20 protein-coding genes and 1 tRNA gene are annotated in these 20377 nt (G+C 57.4%); 4 read left to right on the top strand and 17 right to left on the bottom strand.

Annotation, left to right across the window (positions count from 1 at the left end; all coding sequences use genetic code 11):
- Positions 1-7: 7 nt before the first annotated feature.
- From E8K88_RS06425 to E8K88_RS06370, 12 genes are all read right to left on the bottom strand, one after another.
- Positions 8-952 carry an NAD(P)-dependent oxidoreductase gene (locus E8K88_RS06425; RefSeq protein WP_136405820.1) on the bottom strand — a complete coding sequence of 315 codons (945 nt, stop codon included), beginning with the start codon at positions 950-952 and terminating at the stop codon, positions 8-10.
- 41 nt (positions 953-993) lie between these two features.
- Positions 994-2130, bottom strand: coding sequence for a PilT/PilU family type 4a pilus ATPase (locus E8K88_RS06420; protein ID WP_136405871.1), 1137 nt, complete (start codon positions 2128-2130; stop codon positions 994-996).
- Between the two features lie 87 nt (positions 2131-2217).
- Positions 2218-2868 carry a Crp/Fnr family transcriptional regulator gene (locus E8K88_RS06415; RefSeq protein WP_136405819.1) on the bottom strand — a complete coding sequence of 217 codons (651 nt, stop codon included), beginning with the start codon at positions 2866-2868 and terminating at the stop codon, positions 2218-2220.
- 30 nt (positions 2869-2898) lie between these two features.
- The gene (locus E8K88_RS06410; RefSeq protein ID WP_136405818.1) at positions 2899-3942 is read right to left on the bottom strand and encodes a type IV pilus twitching motility protein PilT; all 1044 of its coding nucleotides are present in this window, start codon (positions 3940-3942) and stop codon (positions 2899-2901) included.
- A 131-nt stretch (positions 3943-4073) separates the two neighbouring features.
- Entirely contained in the window at positions 4074-5882 is a 1809-nt protein-coding gene (locus E8K88_RS06405; protein WP_136405817.1) for a GspE/PulE family protein, read from the bottom strand.
- 109 nt (positions 5883-5991) lie between these two features.
- The gene (gene pth / locus E8K88_RS06400) at positions 5992-6609 is read right to left on the bottom strand and encodes an aminoacyl-tRNA hydrolase (protein ID WP_136405816.1); all 618 of its coding nucleotides are present in this window, start codon (positions 6607-6609) and stop codon (positions 5992-5994) included.
- A 188-nt stretch (positions 6610-6797) separates the two neighbouring features.
- On the bottom strand, positions 6798-7394 hold the full coding sequence (locus E8K88_RS06395) for a 50S ribosomal protein L25/general stress protein Ctc (RefSeq protein WP_136405815.1): 597 nt from the start codon (positions 7392-7394) through the stop codon (positions 6798-6800).
- A 120-nt stretch (positions 7395-7514) separates the two neighbouring features.
- Positions 7515-8480 (bottom strand): ribose-phosphate pyrophosphokinase, encoded by a 966-nt coding sequence (locus E8K88_RS06390; RefSeq protein ID WP_136405814.1) that lies wholly within the window; start codon positions 8478-8480, stop codon positions 7515-7517.
- A gap of 174 nt (positions 8481-8654) precedes the next feature.
- A tRNA-Gln gene (locus E8K88_RS06385) sits at positions 8655-8731 on the bottom strand.
- A 34-nt stretch (positions 8732-8765) separates the two neighbouring features.
- Positions 8766-9644, bottom strand: a complete 879-nt coding sequence (gene ispE, locus E8K88_RS06380) for a 4-(cytidine 5'-diphospho)-2-C-methyl-D-erythritol kinase (RefSeq protein WP_136405870.1) — start codon at positions 9642-9644, stop codon at positions 8766-8768.
- 59 nt (positions 9645-9703) lie between these two features.
- Positions 9704-10087 (bottom strand): lipoprotein insertase outer membrane protein LolB, encoded by a 384-nt coding sequence (locus E8K88_RS06375; RefSeq protein WP_240754371.1) that lies wholly within the window; start codon positions 10085-10087, stop codon positions 9704-9706.
- Between the two features lie 155 nt (positions 10088-10242).
- Positions 10243-12093 (bottom strand): tetratricopeptide repeat protein, encoded by a 1851-nt coding sequence (locus tag E8K88_RS06370; RefSeq protein WP_136405812.1) that lies wholly within the window; start codon positions 12091-12093, stop codon positions 10243-10245.
- A 336-nt stretch (positions 12094-12429) separates the two neighbouring features.
- On the opposite strand from E8K88_RS06370, the gene mutM reads away from it, so the two are divergent.
- A complete protein-coding gene (gene mutM, locus E8K88_RS06365; protein WP_136405811.1) occupies positions 12430-13245 on the top strand; it encodes a bifunctional DNA-formamidopyrimidine glycosylase/DNA-(apurinic or apyrimidinic site) lyase in 816 nt (271 codons plus the stop codon).
- Between the two features lie 48 nt (positions 13246-13293).
- Here the strand turns inward: mutM and E8K88_RS06360 are convergent, their stop codons facing one another.
- The gene (locus E8K88_RS06360) at positions 13294-14178 is read right to left on the bottom strand and encodes a sulfurtransferase (protein ID WP_136405810.1); all 885 of its coding nucleotides are present in this window, start codon (positions 14176-14178) and stop codon (positions 13294-13296) included.
- Between the two features lie 228 nt (positions 14179-14406).
- Here E8K88_RS06360 and E8K88_RS06355 point away from each other — a divergent pair, with 228 nt between their 5' ends.
- From E8K88_RS06355 to E8K88_RS06345, 3 genes are read left to right on the top strand one after another with little or no spacing between them, the layout of a single operon-like run.
- The gene (locus tag E8K88_RS06355; protein ID WP_136405809.1) at positions 14407-15057 is read left to right on the top strand and encodes a sigma-70 family RNA polymerase sigma factor; all 651 of its coding nucleotides are present in this window, start codon (positions 14407-14409) and stop codon (positions 15055-15057) included.
- Positions 15054-16121 (top strand): hypothetical protein, encoded by a 1068-nt coding sequence (locus E8K88_RS06350; RefSeq protein ID WP_136405808.1) that lies wholly within the window; start codon positions 15054-15056, stop codon positions 16119-16121. Before E8K88_RS06355 ends, E8K88_RS06350 begins: the two co-directional genes overlap by 4 nt.
- Before the next feature lie 28 nt (positions 16122-16149).
- Positions 16150-16689, top strand: a complete 540-nt coding sequence (locus E8K88_RS06345; RefSeq protein ID WP_240754370.1) for a YbaN family protein — start codon at positions 16150-16152, stop codon at positions 16687-16689.
- 97 nt (positions 16690-16786) lie between these two features.
- On the opposite strand, the gene E8K88_RS06340 is transcribed toward E8K88_RS06345, so the two are convergent.
- The 4 genes from E8K88_RS06340 to E8K88_RS06325 form a co-directional block, all read right to left on the bottom strand.
- Positions 16787-17506, bottom strand: a complete 720-nt coding sequence (locus tag E8K88_RS06340; RefSeq protein WP_136405807.1) for a DUF937 domain-containing protein — start codon at positions 17504-17506, stop codon at positions 16787-16789.
- Positions 17507-17596: 90 nt separating this feature from the next.
- Positions 17597-18133, bottom strand: a complete 537-nt coding sequence (gene lspA, locus E8K88_RS06335) for a signal peptidase II (protein WP_136405806.1) — start codon at positions 18131-18133, stop codon at positions 17597-17599.
- Positions 18134-18355: 222 nt separating this feature from the next.
- Positions 18356-19303, bottom strand: coding sequence for a M48 family metallopeptidase (locus tag E8K88_RS06330; RefSeq protein WP_136405805.1), 948 nt, complete (start codon positions 19301-19303; stop codon positions 18356-18358).
- A 12-nt stretch (positions 19304-19315) separates the two neighbouring features.
- Complete coding sequence (locus E8K88_RS06325) at positions 19316-20122, bottom strand: lysophospholipid acyltransferase family protein (RefSeq protein WP_136405868.1); 807 nt, start codon at positions 20120-20122, stop codon at positions 19316-19318.
- Positions 20123-20377: the final 255 nt, after the last annotated feature.

Here is a 20377-nt window from a genome sequence, read left to right as displayed (position 1 = left end):
AAGCCCCTTACTTCGCAGCCGGCTTGACCAAGCGTGCGATCAGGCTGGAGGTGTCCCAGCGCTGTCCGCCCATGGCCTGCACGTCAGAGTAAAACTGGTCCACCAAGGCCGTAACAGGCAGGTGCGCGCCATTACGGCGGCCCTCCTCCAGCACCAGCCCCAAGTCTTTGCGCATCCAGTCCACAGCAAAACCGAATTCAAACTGGCCTTGCGCCATGGTTTTGGCGCGGTTTTCCATTTGCCAGCTTTGCGCTGCGCCTTTGCTGATGACGTCGATCACCGCAGGCACATCCAAGCCAGCTTGCATCGCAAACGCCACAGCCTCTGACAGGCCTTGCACCACTCCCGCAATGGCAATTTGGTTGACCATTTTGGCCAACTGCCCAGCACCTGATCCACCCAGCAAGGTGAACGCGCGCGAGAATGCCTGGGCCACTGGCGCAACGTGGTCAAAAACCTCCTGGTCACCGCCACACATCACGGTCAACTGGCCGTTTTGCGCACCGGCCTGACCGCCGGAGACCGGGGCATCGATAAACTGCAGGCCTTGGGCCTTGGCTGCGGCGTACAGCTCGCGCGCCACATCGGCAGAAGCTGTCGTGTGATCGACATAGATCGCACCGCGCTTCATGCCAGCAAAAGCGCCGCCAGCACCGATGGTCACAGCGCGCAAATCATCGTCATTGCCCACGCAACCGAATACGATATCGGCGTCTTTGGCTGCGGCTTCCGGTGTATCAGCAAACGCCACTTTGGCCTGCACTGCAGCGAACTCTTCAACCCATTGCTGTGCCTTGGCACGTGTGCGGTTATAGACCACGACCTCATGGCCAGCGGCGGCCAAATGGCCGGCCATGGGATAGCCCATGACCCCTAAGCCAATGAAGGCCACTTTGGCGCTGCTGCTGCTGGGATATGGGCGGGTGTTGATAGAGGGCGTCTGTGCTGTCATAGAGGTACAAATCTGGGACTGAGAAAAGGGCAAAGTGGCCATTACACCACCGATAAGTGTTCGGTGCCGGCGCTGAGGTTGCTGGAGCGCCCACGCGCGCTGTGCAGTTTGATTTGCAGGCGCAAATCATTGACCGAATCGGCATTGCGCAGCGCATCCTCGTAGCTGACCAGATTGCCCTCAAACAGGTCAAACAAGGCCTGGTCGAAGGTTTGCATGCCATGGTTGCGGCTGAGTTTCATCGCTTCCTTGATTTCGCTGACCTCGCCTTTGAAAATCAAATCGGCAATGCGCGGGCTATTGATCAGAATTTCCAACGCTGCGACACGGCCTTTGCCGTCCTGGCGCGGCAACAGGCGCTGCGAGACAATCGCGCGCAGGTTCAGAGACAAATCCATCAGCAGCTGCGCGCGGCGCTCTTCAGGAAAGAAGTTGACGATCCGGTCCATCGCCTGGTTGGCGCTGTTGGCGTGCAATGTGGCCAAACACAAATGCCCGGTTTCCGAGAAGGCAATGGCGTGCTCCATGGTCTCACGGTCACGTATCTCGCCCATCAAAATCACATCGGGCGCCTGGCGCAGCGAGTTTTTCAGCGCAGCCTCCCACGAATCCGTATCCAGGCCAACCTCGCGCTGGGTGATCACGCAGTTTTTATGCGCATGCACAAATTCGATCGGGTCTTCAATCGTGACGATGTGGCCAAACGAATGCTGGTTGCGCCAATCCACCATTGCCGCCAGCGAGGTCGATTTGCCTGAGCCCGTCGCGCCCACCAGAATGCACAAACCACGCTTTTGCATCGCAATGTCTTTGGTCACTTGCGGCAAGCCCAGCGCGTCAATGGTGGGGATTTCCAGCGGAATCACCCGCAGCACCATGCCAACATGGCCTTGCTGCATGAAGGTATTGACCCGAAAGCGCCCGACACTGGCAGGCGCAATCGCAAAATTGGCTTCTTTGGTGCGCTCGAATTCTGCGGCTTGCTTGTCGCTCATGATCGAGCGTGCCAAGGCCATCGTATGGGCCGGCGTCAAGGCCTGCTGTGAGACTTTGGTCACTTTGCCATCGACCTTGATGGCTGGGGGGAAATCGGCGGTGATAAACAAATCACTGCCATTTCTACTGACCATCAAACGCAGCAAGTCGTTGATGAATTTACTGGCCTGGTCTCTCTCCATACTCATGTCCCTTCAGATTGAATCGCTAGGACTTGTTCGTCCATCTCATACATTGCTGATCAGCCCAACAAGCGCCAACCGCAGCATTTAGCGGATTTTGGCACTGATTGAGCGCAAACGAATCGACAACTTGCGCGCCAGCATCAACAACACGTTTGCGGCCATCAGTGGCTGCTCGGCCAACATGCGCTCCAGCCCTGCGCGTGTGAGCACGGCCACATCGCACGGCGTGAGTGTCACGCAAGAAGAAAAGCGCTGGCCCTGGTCGAGCAATGACATCTCACCAATCACATCGCCAATGTTGGTCTGTGCCATGCGCACTGGCGGCCCGGCTGTTTGCGCACGTTCAACCGCAATCACGCCGGTGAGCTGCACCAGCATATAGTCTCCATATTCGCTCTGGTGCACGATGTGCAGACCAGCAGCTAGTGCGTAATACTCAAAAAATGGCCCCATCACCAATAACTCTTCGCGACCAAACGGCTGATTCGGTCCTTGGTACGACCAGGCCTCTTGCAGCAACGCCACGCCGCGCCCCAACGCCAAGCTGCGCGCGCCCAACTCCTGGGCCCGCACCCGCCAGGGAATGACCAGCTCTTGCGCCGTCATACGCCCATCGACCATTGACTGCAAGTACGCGAACTCATCGTCCAATGGCACGGCAGGACGAACCTCAGCAGCAGCAGCAGCACTGTCGCTGCCAGTCTGCTCAGGTTGATTGTTACGACGCCACCACACTTGCCAGACTCCTTGCGGGCTGCGAGCCGCTTAGATGGGGAAGTTATCGGGGTTCTTGGCTTTGAAGCGCGCATCCTTGGCACTGATGACATTGCGGCGCACCAGCTCAATCAGATTCTGATCGAGGGTTTGCATGCCCATGCTTTGGCTGGTCTGCATGGTCGAGTACATCTGCGCGACTTTGGCCTCGCGAATCAGGTTGCGAATCGCTGGTGTGCCCAGCATGATCTCGTGCGCGGCCACGCGGCCTGTGCCATCCTTGGTTTTGAGCAAGGTTTGCGAGATCACGGCCTCAAGCGACTCCGACAGCATCGAGCGCACCATCTCTTTTTCTTCGGCTGGAAACACGTCAATGATACGGTCAATGGTTTTGGCTGCACTGGAGGTGTGCAAGGTTCCAAACACCAAGTGGCCTGTTTCAGCCGCCGTCAACGCCAAGCGAATCGTTTCCAAGTCACGCAATTCGCCCACCAAAATAGCGTCAGGGTCTTCCCGCAAGGCCGAGCGCAGCGCCGCCGTAAACGAGTGCGTCATTGGACCGACTTCACGCTGGTTAATCAGGCATTTCTTGGACTCATGCACAAATTCAATCGGGTCTTCCACCGTCAGAATGTGGCCGTATTCGGCTTCATTGAGGTGGTTGATCATCGCAGCAAGCGTTGTCGATTTACCCGAGCCAGTTGGACCTGTCACCAGCACCAAACCACGCGGCTTCAAGGCCAGATCGCCAAAAATCTTGGGCGCATTGAGCTGCTCCAGGCTCAGCACCTTGCTGGGAATGGTCCTCAGCACCGCCGCCGCACCGCGGTTCTGGTTGAACGCGTTGACACGAAAACGCGCCAGCCCATCGATCTCAAAAGAGAAGTCGACCTCCAGAAACTCTTCATATGTTTTGCGTTGCGAGTCGGTCATGATGTCATAGACCATCGCAAACACCGTTCTGTGATCCAGTGGCTCCACGTTGATGCGGCGCACATCGCCATTGACACGAATCATGGGCGGCAAGCCTGCAGACAAGTGCAAGTCAGAGGCCTTGTTCTTAACACTGAATGCCAATAGCTGAGCGATATCCATTACGTCACTTTCAATTCATTGATTACAAACCATGCAGCTGCCTGGGAAGCATTATCACAACTGATTACCAGCGCACCAATCATTCATGCGTTATTTCCAGCAGAAAAACCGCACCTACTCCAAAAGCTCCATCACCCCGGCTCTGGCGTTGACATCAACACCTCCTCCAACGTCGTGGTGCCATCGACAACTTTTTGCGCGCCCGACAAACGCAGAGGCCGCATGCCAGCGGCAGCTGCTTCACGGCGAAACTGGGGCAAAACCAGTTGCGCATGAATCTGCTCGCGCACCTGGCCGTTCACTGTGAGCAACTCATAAAGTCCCAGGCGGCCACGATAGCCGCTCATACGGCATTCGGTGCAGCCGACTGGCTTGTAGGGCATGATCTTCCTGCCCTCCAGATTGAACCTCCAGGGCTTGACAGCCTCCTCCAAAGTCGCCACCTCAAAGCCTTCATCGGGCTCTTTGCAGTTTTTGCATAAGGTTCGCACCAGGCGCTGGGCCAGCACGCCCAGCAACGTGGCATTGATCAAATAGGCAGGCACACCCAGCTCCATCAAACGGGTGACTGCCGATGGCGCATCATTGGTGTGCAAGGTGGAGAACACCAAATGCCCAGTCAGTGCCGCCTGGATTGCCATCTCGGCAGTTTCCAGATCACGGATTTCGCCGACCATGATGATGTCTGGGTCCTGGCGCATCAAGGCCCGCAGTCCTTCGGCGAAATTGAAATCAATTTGCGGCTGCACCTGGGTTTGGTTGAAGCTGGCCTCGATCATCTCGATCGGGTCTTCCACGGTGCTGACATTGACCTCATCGGTGGCAACCCGCTTGAGCGTCGAATACAGCGTCGTGGTTTTGCCCGAGCCAGTCGGGCCGGTGACCAAAATAATACCGTGCGGCTTATGAATCAGCTCCTCCCAGCGACGCCCATCATGCGGTGTAAAACCCAGCTCAGGCAGGCTTTTGATCGTATTGCCTGGGTCAAAAATCCGCATCACCATTTTCTCGCCAAAGGCCGTTGGCAAGGTCGACAACCGCATCTCGATCTCTTCACCGTTGGTGCTGCGGGTTTTGATTCGGCCGTCTTGTGGGCGGCGTTTTTCCACTACGTCGATGCGGCCCAGCAATTTGACGCGGGCAATCATTGCGTTCAGCACCCCAATAGGCATCTGGTAGACCGTGTGCAGCACGCCGTCGATGCGAAAGCGAATGGCGCCCTGCTCTCGCCGTGGCTCCAAATGGATGTCACTGGCGCGCTGGTCAAACGCGTATTGCCACAGCCATTCCACCACGCGCACCACGCCCTGGTCGTTCGCATCCAGGGCTTTATTGCCTTTGCCCAACTCGACCAATTGCTCAAAACTGGCCAAAGAGCTATTGCTGCTACTGCCGGTCTTTTGCGCAAAGCTGACCGAGCTGGCCAGTGCATAGAATTCGCCGATGTATTTTTTCAACTCTAGCGGATTGGCCATCACCACCCGCACCGTGCGCCTTGCTTGGCGCTCAATCTCACGCACCCAGTCGATCGCAAAAGGCTCGCTGGTGGCAATCACCACTTCATGTGCCAGCACCTTGATAGGCAGCACCTGGTAGCGGCTCGCATAAGCTGCGCCCATGACCTCAGCAATGCGGCCCACATCGGCTTTGAGCGGATCGATGGTGACAAATTCGCATTGGGCACGCCTGGCGACAAAGGCCGAGAGTTCATCCAGATTCAGCACACCGCTGCCGTCGGCCTTTGCCAGGCCAATGGCAGCCAAACGCACCAGAGGATTTTGCGCGCTCTCGGCACGCGAAAAGCGCGCAATCGTGTGCTGCGCCGCTTCGGCAGCAATCACCGCATCCTGGTGCAACCACTGCACCACATGCAACCAGTCGAGTTTGCCGACAAACTCCGTCGTGTGCGCCTGTGGTGTTTGCCCCTGTTGTGCCGTCATAGCCAATGCCTTTGTGTGTTCGATTGCGCTTGCTGGCCACTGCCGGGCAGTCGCCAAGAAAAACCCGAAGCAGAGCTGCTCGCATCTGCTTCAAGCAGGCCATGCCCAACTAGCTCTGGCTGGGCTTGTCCACTTTCGGGCCTTTAACTCCAGCGGCTGTATTGTGGATTTTGCGCATCGCCAACTCCATGTCACCTTGCACCAACTCATGCAAGGCGCTCATCGCACGCTCGCTGGCCACCTCAATGGCCTCGATATCCTCACGCGAAGGTTTTTTCAGCACCCAGTTAATCACTTCACTTTTGACACCCGGATGGCCCACGCCTATGCGCAGCCGCCAGAAATCAGCACTGCCGAGCTGCGCCTGGATGTCTTTGAGGCCATTATGCCCAGCATGGCTGCCACCTTTTTTCAACTTGACCTGCCCTGGCAGCAAATCCAGCTCGTCATGCACGACCAGAATTTCCTGCGGCTCAATGCGGTAGAAACGCGCCAAAGCGGCCACCGATTGGCCCGAACGGTTCATGAACGTCATCGGCTCAACCAGCCAGACGGCCTGATCGGCAATGCGTGCCTTAGCTACATTGCCAAAAAAACCTTTTTCTGGTTGTAAAAACACTCCACTACTGCGAGCGACTGCGTCAATCCACCAAAAACCAGCATTGTGCCTGGTCGCTTCGTATTCAGGCCCCGGATTGCCCAAGCCCACCAATAATTTCAAAGCCATAACTTCGCTACTCTTTTCAAGAATGCCAATGCAGTGAGCACTCTGCGCGGCACACAGCAGCTGTGTGCGGACAAAGAAAAACCCGCCAACATACGATGTTAGCGGGTTTTTGCATTCAGCCATTTGCTTAGCGGCAGTATCAGCCGCAGCGGCCCTGGTTAAGCCCAAGGCCATTCGGCCTGCGCCAATTACTCAGCTGCTGGAGCTGCGTCTTCTTCTGCTGCAGGAGCAGCAGTGGCAGTAGCCAACACAGGGTTCTGTGCAGACAAACGCTTCAGCGCAGCAACGCCGCGTGGCAATTTGATGTCGCGCAGACGCACAACACCGTTTTTAGCCAATTTGCTCAGGTCAACTACGATGGCTTCTGGCAAGTCAGCAGGCATGCAAGTCACGTCCAGCTCGGTCATCACAGTGCTGATCAACTGGCCTTCAGTTTTGACTGCTGGGGACTCATCGCCACCAGTGAAGCGCACTGGGACTTTCATGTTCATGCGGGTTTTTTCGTTCACGCGTTGGAAGTCCACGTGCAAAACCAATTGCTTGTATGGGTGGTATTGCACATCGCGCAACAGCACTTTTTGTGTTTTGCCAGCCACTTCCAAGTCCAGTACGCTGGAGTGGAAAGCTTCTTTTTGCAATGCGAACCACAGTGGGTTGTGGTCGAATTCGACTAGTTGTGGCTCAGCAGCACCACCGTAGATGATGCCAGGTGTGCGGCCAGAATGACGCAGACGGCGGCTCGCACCCGTTCCCTGCTTTTCACGTTCAAATGCATTTACTTGCATGGTTTTCTCCAGATTGGAACATGCCGCGACCAGCAATGCTCCGGTTGATAAAGCGCGGCAAGGCCGCGCTGGGTAAAAATGACAAGGCGCAGCTTGAAGCTGCGCCAAAAATACCAGCGATCAGTCGTCGCTAAACAGGCTCATCACCGATTGACCGCGCGCAATGCGCTGGATGGTCTCGGCAAACAGCGGGGCAACTGACAGCTGGCGAATCTTGCTGCAGTTGCGAGCCGCTTCTGACAGCGGAATGGTGTTGGTCACCACCACTTCGTCCAGCGCGGCGCCATTGGCAATGCGCTCAATCGCAGGGCCCGAGAAAATCGGGTGCGTACAGTATGCATGCACGCTTTTGGCACCACGTTCTTTGAGCACTTCTGCGGCTTTGACCAAAGTGCCTGCGGTGTCGATCATGTCATCCATGACGACACAGTTGCGGCCTTCAATATCGCCAATGACGTTCATCACTTCGCTGACGTTGGCCTTGGGGCGGCGCTTGTCAATAATGGCCAAATCACAACCCAGCTCTTTGGCCAGCGCACGAGCGCGCACTACGCCACCGACATCGGGCGAGACCACAATCAGGTCTTCGTATTTCTTTTGGCTCAGGTCGTTGAGCAAAATTGGCGACGCATAGATATTGTCGACCGGAATATCAAAGAAGCCTTGGATTTGGTCTGCATGCAAGTCCATTGTCAGCACGCGTGCTACACCAACGGTTTGCAGCAAATCGGCAACGACCTTGGCAGAGATTGGCACGCGTGTCGAGCGTGGACGGCGGTCCTGACGGGCGTATCCAAAATAAGGAATCACGGCACTGATACGCTCAGCCGATGCGCGCTTGAGTGCATCGACCATGATCAGCAACTCCATCAAGCTGTCATTGGTGGGAGCACAAGTGGACTGCACCACAAACACGTCTCGTGCGCGAACGTTCTGCTTGACCTCAACAGTCACTTCGCCATCGGAGAAACGACCGACTTGCACCGCCCCCAATTGAATTCCCAAATGCTGTGCAATTTCTTCAGCAAGGCCAGGATTAGCATTGCCAGTAAACACCATGAAATCAGGGTGATGAGAGGATGTCATAAGAGGACCGCAGAACGTGGGGAGGATGGCGGGGCAATCAATCAGCTTTAAGACAGCATCTGGACTTGCATTAATCCAGATAGATTTAAAGCCACCAGGCGTTATTATCGGACATACAGCGCAACAATACAAACGCCCAAAGGAAAACGCCGCATAGCGGCGTTTTATACAACTTGGCAGGGGAAGAAGGATTCGAACCTTCGCATGCCGGAATCAAAATCCGGTGCCTTAACCAGCTTGGCGACTCCCCTACACAAACACCAGATTACTCTGATGCTTAAAAACTTAGCGCACATCCAAAAAAGGATGTACTGACAAAACTTTACAGATCTTGGCTTTGCTGCCAATAAACTCAGTATTAATTTGCATCAACACTTCGTTTAGTTTAACATCAGAGATTGTATCATCAATCTTTGCAAAAACCGCTGAACCTGAGCCTGTCATTGTAACCTGAAATTTTCGTTGTTTTAAGAAAAAAATTAATTTTTTTATCTCAGAACATTTTCTCTCGGCTACTTCCTGAAGCACATTACAACCAAAGTCATATGGTGAATCAGTGAAAGATGAAATTGTAGCACAGCTTTTTGAGCGTTTTAAATTAGGATCAGAAAAAATTGCAGAAGTTGATAAACCTGCCTGAGGCTTGACCACCAACATGCGCGCTTCGGGCAATGCCAGCGCTCCTGTCAGTGGCGTCAATTGCTCGCCAATGCCTTCCACCCAGGCATTCGTGCCGCCAATAAAAAACGGCACATCAGCCCCCAGAGTCAAGCCCAATTGCTGCAAGCGCGCGGAAGACCAGTTGAGCTGCCATAAGCGATTGAGTGCCATCAGGGTGCTGGCCGCATCCGAGGAGCCGCCCCCCATGCCTGCCTCGGCTGGGATGTTTTTCTCCACTTGTATATGCACTCCCTGCTGCACGCCTGCGGCTTGTTGCAGTGCCTGTGCCGCCCGCACAATCAAATCGCGCTCAGGCAAAACCTGGGTCAGGTCTTCGCGGCTGATCTGATTCGAGTTGGGGCGCAACTCAAAATGCAGCACGTCATACCAATCAATCAGCACAAAAGCCGATTGCAATAAATGGTAGCCATCGCTGCGCACCCCTGTGATGTGCAAAAACAAATTCAATTTGGCAGGTGCCAGCACATTTTCAAGCCGCACCAGGTGCTCCACAGCATGCATATATATAGAGAAACGGATATTGAGCGACGAGCCAGCTGCATTCAAGCGTCTGGCGACTGCAAGACCAGGCGCAAGTTGGCACGTGGCAATGGCTGCTCGCGCACAGCGCTGATGCGGCCTTGCGCATAGCGCGACAAATCTACCTGCCAGCCCACCACCGCTTGCGCATCTCCTTGCAGCCAAGCAAACAGTGCTTGTACAGGAATCGGCGTGCCGACCACCCGCGCAATCAGCTCGTCCAATGAGGCGCTGCTGCGCTGCTCTGAGCCTGTATGGACGGTAGCAAGACCAGGTGACCAGAACAGCCTGGCGACAATATTGCCCAAGGGGTTGTAGATTTCCAATTCACCTTGCTGGGCACTGCCAGTGAGTTCAAAGCTCGCGGAGAACGACTGTGGCCTGGCTTCTTCAGTCGTCAAGGACATACGGCCACGCCACAAGCCTGGTTGCGGTTTGTACAAGGCTGGGGTCGTGCAGGCGGCCAAAAGACAAGCCGCGGCAACCCCCAGTGCGCGCCGCGTCAGACCCAGCGATGCAGAGGTCTGGCTCCCATGGCCAGCACTTGTGTGCGCCGATAGGTTCATGGCTGCGCCTTCACTGCCTCAGGAGCGGCTTGGCCGGTATGACCGGGCAACTCCAGCAGCAACACACTACCTGCACCATCGAGACGCTCGATGGTCTCTAGCAATGACTGACTCTGCGCATTGTCAGCCAGTCCTTCACGCCACACTTTCAGCGCTTGGGAGCGTTCACCACGCACCCACAGCACCTCGCCCAAATGCGCAGCAATCTCGGCATCGGCATCAATGCGATAGGCCTGCTCCAGCAAACGCTGCGCCGCTGCCAAATTACCTTGGCGGTATTCGAGCCAGCCCATGCTGTCAAGCACATAGGGGTTCTCTGGCTCAAACGCCAGGGCGGCCTGAATCAGGCGGCGCGCCTCGGCCAAACGAATGCCGCGATCGGCATACGAGTAGCCCAGCGCATTGAGCGCATGGAAGTGGCCAGGCGAGCGGTCAATGATGCGGCGCAGCTGCGTCTCCATCTCCTTGACCTTGCCCAGGCGCTCGGCCATCAACGCGTACTCATATACCAGATCGTCATCGTCGGGGTTGCTCTTGACCAGTTGCGCCAGCAAATCGTAGGCGCCTTGTGTGTCGCCGTAATCGCGCAACAACTGCACTTCAGCGCGTTGTTTGAGCTGTTTGATCTCATCATTGGGCGCTGGCAGCGCTTGAATCAGCGCTCGCGCTTCAGTGATATGCCCTTGTTGGGCTTTGCTTCTGGCACGCTGAACTTGTACACGCATGACCAAGCCAGGGTCGCCCACCTCATCGAGCAAGCTCTGCGTCAGTGCCAAATCGCCTTCGGCTTCGGCAATCTGTGCCCGAATGACCAAGGATTCATCCATGCCGCGCAGCTGCAAGTCTGACTCGGGCAGCTCCTCAATCAAGCGGTCAAATTGGTCCAGGGACTTCTTGGCATCGGCGAACTGCTCCAAACTGGCCTGCAGCGCGCCTTGCGCCAGCCACGGATCGGGCATGTCCGGCACAGACGAGGTCACGCGCTGAAACACCTGCAAGGCTTGCTGGTCATTGTTCTGGGCGGCCAAAAGTCGGCCATACGCGATTAGGAACAAGGTATTGGCTGTGTCACTGTTGGCGTAGGCATGCAACATCGCGCCTGCCTTGGGATTGCCCTGCGCATACAGCTCCAGCGCCAAAAAGGCCGCGCCGACCGACTGCGGATTGACCGCATAAGCCTGGCGCAAACTATCCAGTGCGGCGTCTTGTTGCCCACGCTGCAATTCAATACGGCCGAGCACAGCCAAAGCATCGGCACGCCAAGGCGAATCTTCTTGGAGTTGATCAACCATCGCCGCTTGCACGACTTGGTAGACCACTGCCTTATCGGGCGTGCGTTGGTAGACCAGTGGGATCGCGTACAAATTCTCGGCCATCTCACTCTCAGCGGCGACATTCAGCTCTTTGCGCAAATGCCATTGCGACTGCGGAATGCGGTTGAGGTTGACCAATACCTGCAGCACCGCTTTATTGGCATCGCGTGAGCTAGGCACGGCCGCCAACCAGGCATTGGCTGCGCGCAAAGCACGCTCCCCGTCACCAAGCAAAAAGGCAATTTGCATGCTGCGCCTGAACAAATCTTCCTGCTTGCGCGTTTGGGCAGAACGCAGCATCAGTTCAAAGCTCGAGCCTGCATCCCCCTCTTGCACCAGGATTTCGGCCACCAGCGCCTCATAGAAACTCTCTGCAGTCGCTCTGGGAGAGAGCGCATTGTCTGGCACTGACTCGACCGTCTCGGCGGCCTGCGTTTGCGCACTAACAGGGCTAGGCGCAGCCTGGCAACCCGATAGCAGGAACGCCGCCATCAGACTCAGTGAGAACAAGGTACGCTGGTGATTTTTTTGCATCAGAAGATAATAATCTAATTGCTCAATGGATGATGGCAAGTGTGCCCGTTTTCCTTAGAACCTGTTTGCAATCTCCACGCAGTCGCCTAAGCCACCAACAAGTGGCACCGCAATGCGCCTGTAGCAGCGCATACGCCGACATGGTCAAGACGGGCAACGCCGCAATGCGCTTTTTAGGCTTCAGCGCGGCTGCGCAGAGATGATGGGCAGCTCTTATAAGCTGTTTTTACAATAGCCAGAGAACACTGCCACTGAGATGGATGGGATTGATTTCTTGGCAAATCGTTCCCATCTGAACAAGACCTTACTTACTCTTCTTATTTGCTTTGATTGCCCATGCCTGAATTGCCAGAAGTTGAAGTCACCCGATTGGGCATTGCGCCAGCCATCACGGGCTTGCGCCTGCAGCGCGTTCGCCTGGGAAAACCGCTGCGCTGGCCGCTGGGCTGTGCGCCAGAGCTCTTGCATGGGCGCGTCATCACTGGCGTGCGCAGGCGCGGCAAATACTTGTTGCTGGATTTGGACCAAGGCGCTGTCTTGGTTTTGCACCTGGGCATGTCCGGCAGTGTGCGCATTCTGGACAAAGACAACCCACCGGGGCCACACGACCATGTCGACCTGGTCTTTGCTGACCGCCTGTTGCGCCTGCACGATCCACGCCGCTTTGGCGCCTTGATTTATGCAGACAGCAGCGATGCGCCGCATGTGCATAAGTTGCTTGTCAAGCTCGGGGTTGAGCCATTGTCAGAGCAGTTTAGCCCACAGACCCTGAAAACCGGCTTTCAAGGCCGCTCGGTCAGCGTCAAGCAAGCTTTGCTCGCTGGCGATGTGGTCGTTGGAGTTGGTAATATTTACGCCAGCGAAGCCTTGTTTCTTGCCGGCATCCATCCCAAAACAGCAGCTGGCCGCATTGGCCCAGCGCGCCTGGCAAAGTTGCATGCAGCCGTGGTGCAAGTGCTTGCGCAGGCGGTAGAAAAAGGCGGCAGCAGCCTGCGCGATTTTGTCGCAGCAGACGGCAGCCATGGCCATTTTCAACTCAGCGCGCAAGTCTACGGCCGCGCTGGTCAGCCCTGCCGCGTATGCCACGCCCCCATCAAGCACATTGTGCAAGGCCAGCGCAGCACGTATTACTGCGCGCAGTGCCAGCACTAAGCGTGTTCACCATCTCGACGCAGCCGCGACAAAAAATCGCTCTAAAAACTACAGCGCGTTTGAAGGCGCGTTGCCAGTCTCCACCGGGCGCTCAGGATCAGACGACCACTCACTCCAGCTGCCCGCATACAAACGGCTGCCCGTCAAACCGGCCTCTTCCATCGCCAGCACATTGGCCGCAGCGGACACACCACTGCCGCAGGTGTGCACGACTTGCGCGGGGCTGACGCCATCGAGCAAAGGTGCAAACTCGGCGCGCAAACGCGCAACAGGCACGAGCAGGCCTTGCTCCAAATTGGCGGTAAACGGGCGATTGAGGGCTCCTGGAATATGGCCTGGAACGCGGTCCAATGGCTCGACCTCACCCCGGTAACGCTCTGGCGCACGCGCATCGATCAGGCGCTGCTGGCCTTGCCCTAACGCCGCTTGCACTTGCACGGCCGTCACCAGCATGTCGCTGCGAGGCTGAGCCGCATAGTGGCGTGCAGCGATTGGTTGCGCAGCGCCCGACTCTGTCGGCAAACCGGCTGCCAGCCAGGCAGGCATGCCGCCATCGAGCACATTGACCTTGCCGTGTCCGAGCCAGCGCAGCATCCACCACAGGCGTGCAGCCATCATCAACGCGCCTTGGTCATAGGCAATCACGGTGGTGTCGGCGTCGATGCCGGCCTGGCCTAAACGCTGTGCAAACGCCTCAATACCGGGCAGCGGATGGCGGCCATTGCGGCCCGTGTGTGGACCCGAGAGATCGTCATCGAGCGAGAAATACAGCGCGCCGGGCACATGCTGCTGTAAAAAGGCCTCACGCCCCCAAGCTGGCGCCATCAAATCAAAGCGGCAATCCACGACAACCAAACGCGGCGCGCCTGCAGCGCGCGAATCTTCAAGAGCCTGCGCCAATGCGGACGCGGAAATAAGGTGAGACAAGGCCATCCAACAGTCTTTCCATAAGAAACGATAGGCCCATCCTAGCGCAGAAATACGCTGCGCCCAACCCGAAATGCACTCAGCCGTCGTATCAATCACTGTGCAATGCATGCATTGGATACATCCCAACCCCGTGCAGCGCAGCTACACTGCCAGCCAGAATCGCCCAACGCATACGGGGTCCGCTTGACCCCGCTCACAGGGCGCTATGGTGCATCCAGATCAATTGAACCCATGACTTTGCCGCAAGAAGAATCCGATGAGGCGCTGATGCAGAGCTATGCGGCCGGCAAGCAAGCCAGCTTCAACACGCTCTACAGCCGCCATGAAACAAGCCTGCTGCGTTTTATTTCCCGCACGCTGGGGCGCGCGCACCAGCAGCACTGCGAAGAAGTGTTTCAAGAGGCATGGCTGCGCATCATCCGCGCCAAAGACAGCTTTGTGCCCCAAGGCGCGACATGGCGCACCTGGGCATTTACCGTGGCCTATAACACCAGCATCGACTGGTTACGCAACCACCAGCGCAGCCCCCAAATCGCCGAGCTGGCCCCAGCCCACGCCGATGACCAAGAATGGGGACTGTCGCCAGACGAGGCAGCCCTGCACATCAGTGATGCGGCCCTGTCTCTGCAACACGCGGGCTCGGTAGAAGAACAAGCCTTCTGGCGTGCAGCAGGCCAGCGCTTATTGCACTGCCTGGACGAATTGCCTGATGAGCAGCGCGCGGCGTTTGTGCTCAAGCACGAAGATGATCGCTCAATGGACGAGCTGGCCGAGCACCTGGGCATTGCCTTTGAAGCGCTGCGCAGCCGACTGCGTTACGGCACACACAAACTCAAGCAGTGCATGGGCAGTTACCTGCAAGCACTGGAGGGCGCGCGATGAAGCACTCACACAAGCGCAGCAATGCACCATCCAACCACAACCGCGACGCACAACGCCTAGATGCGTTTTGGCGCAAAGCACTGGCTGCGGCTCCAGAGGCCCCGATCGACAGCACCAAGCTGGCCGCTGCACGGGCGGCAATTCTCGCTGCCGCCGAGCAGCACTGCACAACCAATAAGCGGAGCGCACGCAATCCATGGCATGCGCTCAAGACCTGGTGGTCTGCAGGCGCACAAGGCTTTGCACCGCCACGCTGGGCAACTGGCTTGGCCTCCATCACCCTGGCCAGCCTGGTTCTGGTGCTTTGGTATGAGCGCATGCCTGAGCCCGCATGGGATTTTGACAGCGCCACGGTAGGGCACACTGCTGCGCCTGCACAGGCTGTCGCACCAGCGCCGCAGGCAGAGCGGGCACTAGCAGCGGCCATGGCCCCACGCGCCTCAGCCAGCGCCAACGAGCGGGCAGTCGCTGCAGCCAGAAAAGCGCCTGACGCGCACCTGCAAACGGCACCCAGCGCGCCCATGGCAAAAGCACCGGCCAGCAAAGCGGCCACTCAGGCGCAGGACCAGTTGCGCGAGCCTGCGCCGCCCATGCCTGCCCCACTGGCAGAGGCTGCGCGCACGCATGAGGCGCCGTCCGCAAGCGTCACCTTGTACGGTGGTCAAGCCGATATCGCCAACGCCATCGCGAGCGAGCAAAACCATGCTCTGCTGGCTCAATTGCAGGCAAGCGATGGCATCGCCTGGCGAGCCAATGCACGCTCCTTGTTCGCTGCGCTCAACGCAGCGCAAACGACTGCCCTGCTCAGCTTGCTGGAGCCGCTGGCACAACAAGCAGTCGCCCTGCCCCAGCCCAACAAGTTGCCTGAACCACTGGCCTTGCTACAGCGCAATAGCCTGCAACTGCTGATCAAACAAGCGAATGGCGCCAGCCTGATCGCCCATCTCATAGGCAAACCGCACTACCAAATCGACTGGTTCAACACCCGCAATGAATGGCTGGCCAGCACCCCTATGGATGAAGCAGCCTACAATCGCATCACAACAACCATTACAGCTCCCTAACATCAACTCAGCCCCTGCAAGCCACACCATGACGGCCAAATCCAGCCAGACCAGCCAATCCGATGACACCCCAGCAGCCCCGTCGCTGACGGGTCAGGATGGGCCTGCCCGCTGTCCACTGGCAGTGCAACTGCAAGCGCAAGCACAGGATGCGCAGCCCCAGTTGAGGATGTCTCAGCCGCGGCGCTGCCCCAGCCTGCTGGGCCGCGTGTGCTTGTACATTCTGGCTATTTGCTCGCTGGGCATGGGTATTGTTGGCGTCTTTGTGCCGGGCCTGCCGACCACGGTATTTGTGCTGATTGCGGCCTGGGCAGCGGCGCGCAGCTCGCCCAAACTGCACAACTGGTTGCTGCAGCACACGCTGTTTGGGCCTATTTTGCGCAACTGGGAAGCCGGCGGCTTTGTCAGCGCCAAGGCCAAACGTGCCGCCATTTTGACAATGCTGATTTCGGTGCTGGTCATGCTGCTGGCCGGTGTGCCTCACTGGGCCTTGCTGCTGGCCTCTGGCTGCATGGCCTGCGTGGCCGTATATTTGTGGCGCAGGCCAGAGCCGCCAGCACAAGAATAAAGTCTCACACTTCGCACGACTGCGCCAAAACGAAAAACGCCTTGCACATGCAAGGCGTTCTACATGGCCCAGGACATGGCCCAGGCCAATGCAGCGATTAACGGCGATTCAAAAACTGACCACCCAGTTTGAGCAAATCGCCCATGTCCAGTTTGCCATCGCCATTTTGGTCAAACACGGCGCCCAGCAAGCCCCCTGCAATGCCGCCTTGCTGCTGCGCCTGGGCTTTTTCCTGACCCAAGACCTGGCCCAACTCATCGGGCGAGGACAACTTGCCAGTGCTGACCTGGCGGCCCAAATACGCCATCACAATCGGGGCCAGCATCGTCAGCAATTTGCTGATGTTGGCGCTGCTCAGACCGGTCGCCTGCCCCAGAGCCCCCTCCACTTGCGCAGTCTTGTTGCCCAGAATATGGTCCAAGATGCCGCCGCCATTGAGCTGCTCGCCCGAAGGTGGCTGGCTGCCGCCTAACAAACCGCCCAGCAAGCCGCCCAAGCCACCTGCAGCACCGCCTGTTTGCGAGCCGCCACCAACCAAGGCGCCCAGCACACTGGCGACATCAAAACCACCGGCATCGCCACCTTGCAGCGTGCTCTTGTCCGTGTGTTGGTGGTCACGCTGCAGCGCGCCAAACAGGGCTTGTGCGCCAGCGGGGTTTTGCGCGTTACCTCCCAAAGCGCCCAAAAGCAAAGGCAAGGCCGCAGTCATTGCGCTGTCGGTTTGCTCTTCTGAGACACCCAATTGTTGCGACAGTGGACCTAACGAGCTGGCGCGCAATTGCTCAAGCAAATCATTAGTCAGTGAAGGAGTGGTCATAACCTGTAGGTCCTTTATTCGGCAAAAGTGATAAACAAAAAAATCAGGCACCAGCAGCGGCACCCAAGCCTCTCTAAAAACCTGCTTACTCTACTGCGCGGCTTGGCGGCGCTCCTGGCGCCAGCGCACGATCTCAGCCAGGATCATGCCAATCACGCCGCAGCTAATGGCCACATCGGCCAAATTGAACGACGGAAAATGCGTCTGCGCCCAGTGAAAATCCAAATAATCGACCACATAGCCACGGTGTACGCGGTCAATCACATTGCCAATCGCGCCGCCCAAAATCAAGGCCAGCGACAAAGACGCGAGCTTTTGCGAGCCGTGCGCGCGCAGTTGCCAAACAATAAAAACCGTTGCGAAGGCGGCAACCGCGACAAAAAACCAGCGCTGCCAGCCACTATGGTCAGCCAAAAAAGAAAATGCCGCACCGGTGTTATGGGCCCGCACCAGATTGAAAAAACTCGTCACATAGGTCGAGTCGCCCCATTGGTACGCAGACACGACCCACCATTTAATCAGTTGGTCTAGCATGGCCACGATGGCTGCAATGGCCAACCAGCGCCAAAATGGGCTGGCTTGTTGGTGGGCAATAGCCGTCTGTGGGCGAGCGGAATGTGAATTCATACAGCTGAAAAATGCGGATTAAATAAAAAATGGACGGCAAGGGCCTTGCGGCCCCAGAGTGTGCGGCAGGCATCGCCTGGACGTGCCGTGCAGGCTATTGTAGAAGCCCCACCAGTGCCCCTTCAAAGCATCATACTTGAGCTCTACAGAACGCATGCGGTCACTGCAGCATGGCGCACTTGTGTCTTAGAACGTGTTTACGATCTTAGAGCCTGTAGACGCTTACAAAGTCCACGACTCCAGCCGCACTTGTTTAAGCCGCTGGCGGTACTGGGCGTAATCGGGCAATACCTGGGCCACCCAGGCCCAAAACTGCGCGCTGTGGTTCATCTCATGCAAATGGGCCAGCTCGTGCACCAGCACATAATCAAACAGCACAGGGTCCATTTGCACCAAGCGCCAATGCAGGCGAATCGCACCGCCGCTGCTGGCACTGCCCCAGCGTGTATTCGCGCTGGTCAGCGACAAGCGTGAAGGGGCCACGCCCATGATGGGCGCAAAGTGCGCACTGCGCAGCGCCAGTTGCGCCTGGGCTTGCTGGCGCAACCAGCGCTGGGCCATTGCAGCAATCTCGTCCTCAGTCGCATGCAGCGGCAAAGGCAGATGCAGCACATGCCGCACCTGTGGCGCCTGCTGTGCCTCTGTCTCTGTGACACTGGCTGGCATGACCGCCGCTGCACCAGCCAAGTGCTTGCCAGGCAGCACGGGCTCGGGCTCGCTGAGCTGCTGCAAATTGGCACGGCGCCCAGCGAAGCCCAAGGCCAGACGCAGCCATTGCCCTTGCCAGGCGATATAGGCGCCATCGCTCCACGCCAGCCGCACATGGCCTGCATCCTGCGGCAAGGCTTGCAGTTGCCTGAGCTTTTGCACAATCCAACGCGCCCTTGATTGCAGCAAGGCATCAATCTCGGCCTGGCCTACCCAGCGCGGCGCGCGCACTTGCAAGCCCTGGGCACTGATTTGCATGCCAATCGTGCGGCGTTGCGCGGCAATCCAGTGGTAGCCTACATGCACGAACTCCCCTGCCAATTGCAAGGCGACCGTGCGATTGGCCTTAGGGTGTATCCACAGCTGGTTGCGCTGGTCCAGCGCGCGCTGCTCATCGCCCGCCAATAGGCTCAGCGTGTGCTGCTCAAGCGCCATGCCTGGCGGTGTTGTATGCACAGACATCCAGCTGCGGTGTTACTCGCTATGGCTGGCGTTGCCAGTGGCTGCAGGCGGCGCAATTGGCTTGGCCGCTGGCACAGAGAATTCATAAGCCTCTGGGTCAAGCCGATGCATCTCGGACTCGATCCACTGCTGCACCTCTTCCATCAGCGCATTGGGGGATTTGCCTGCACTGGAAATAGGCTTGCCTATTGAGACTTGCACCACACCAGGAAACTTGACAATCGCTTTAGGGCCCCAGCAACGCGCCGATGCGACCGCCACCGGCACCACCACGGCGCCAGTATCAATGGCCAGGCGCGCACCGCTGACTTTGTAATTGCCAACTTCACCTCGCTCAACGCGTGTGCCTTCAGGGAACATCATGATCCAGTTGCCCATGTCGGTGAGTTTGCGGCCCTGCGCCATCACTTTCTGAAATGCCTTTGCGCCTTGCGTGCGGTCGATGTACACCATGTCCATGCGGCCAATGCCCCAGCCAAAGAATGGGATCGATAGCAATTCTTTCTTGAACACATAGGCCAGTACCTGCTTGCGCAGGATCAAAGGCATTAAAAAGGTTTCGTAGGTCGACTGGTGCTTGGCCAGCACCACGACTTTTTGTTCACGGGTATGCGCAGGCAAATTCTCAAAGCCTTGCACTTGGTAGCGAATGCCCAACAGCCACTTGGCACTGGTGACACAAATGGACAGCCATGCCACACCGATGCGGTAGAGCGGCTCGCCGCGCACAAATATGGCTGTCAGCATCAGCGTGCAGGCATACACCACCAAGGTACTGCCCATCACCAGCAGGTGCAAGAACGAACGCACAGCGGCGATCACATAAGCCAGCCCCGTAGGCCGCTGGCGTGCACGCGCAGACGCATGCACCACCGGCGCAGCGGCCTGGCCAGACGCATCAGGACTTGGGGAAGAAGTGGGAGTTTGAGGAGAATCCATTACACAGTGCCATTGAAGCTATCGAGCAAGCCCGCCAATATACGCTTTTCTACCTGCCTTTGTAGCAGCAATCTCCCGCCTGCGCTCATGTTCATTGTGAAAAAGCCAGCGCGACTCTGCGGAGATCGTAAACAG

Origin of the sequence: Lampropedia aestuarii, from assembly GCF_004803635.1 — a bacterium.
Taxonomy (GTDB): Bacteria; Pseudomonadota; Gammaproteobacteria; order Burkholderiales; family Burkholderiaceae_C; genus Lampropedia; species Lampropedia aestuarii.
Note: the sequence above shows the minus strand (reverse complement) of the source record. Positions and strands in the feature narration are given on the sequence as shown.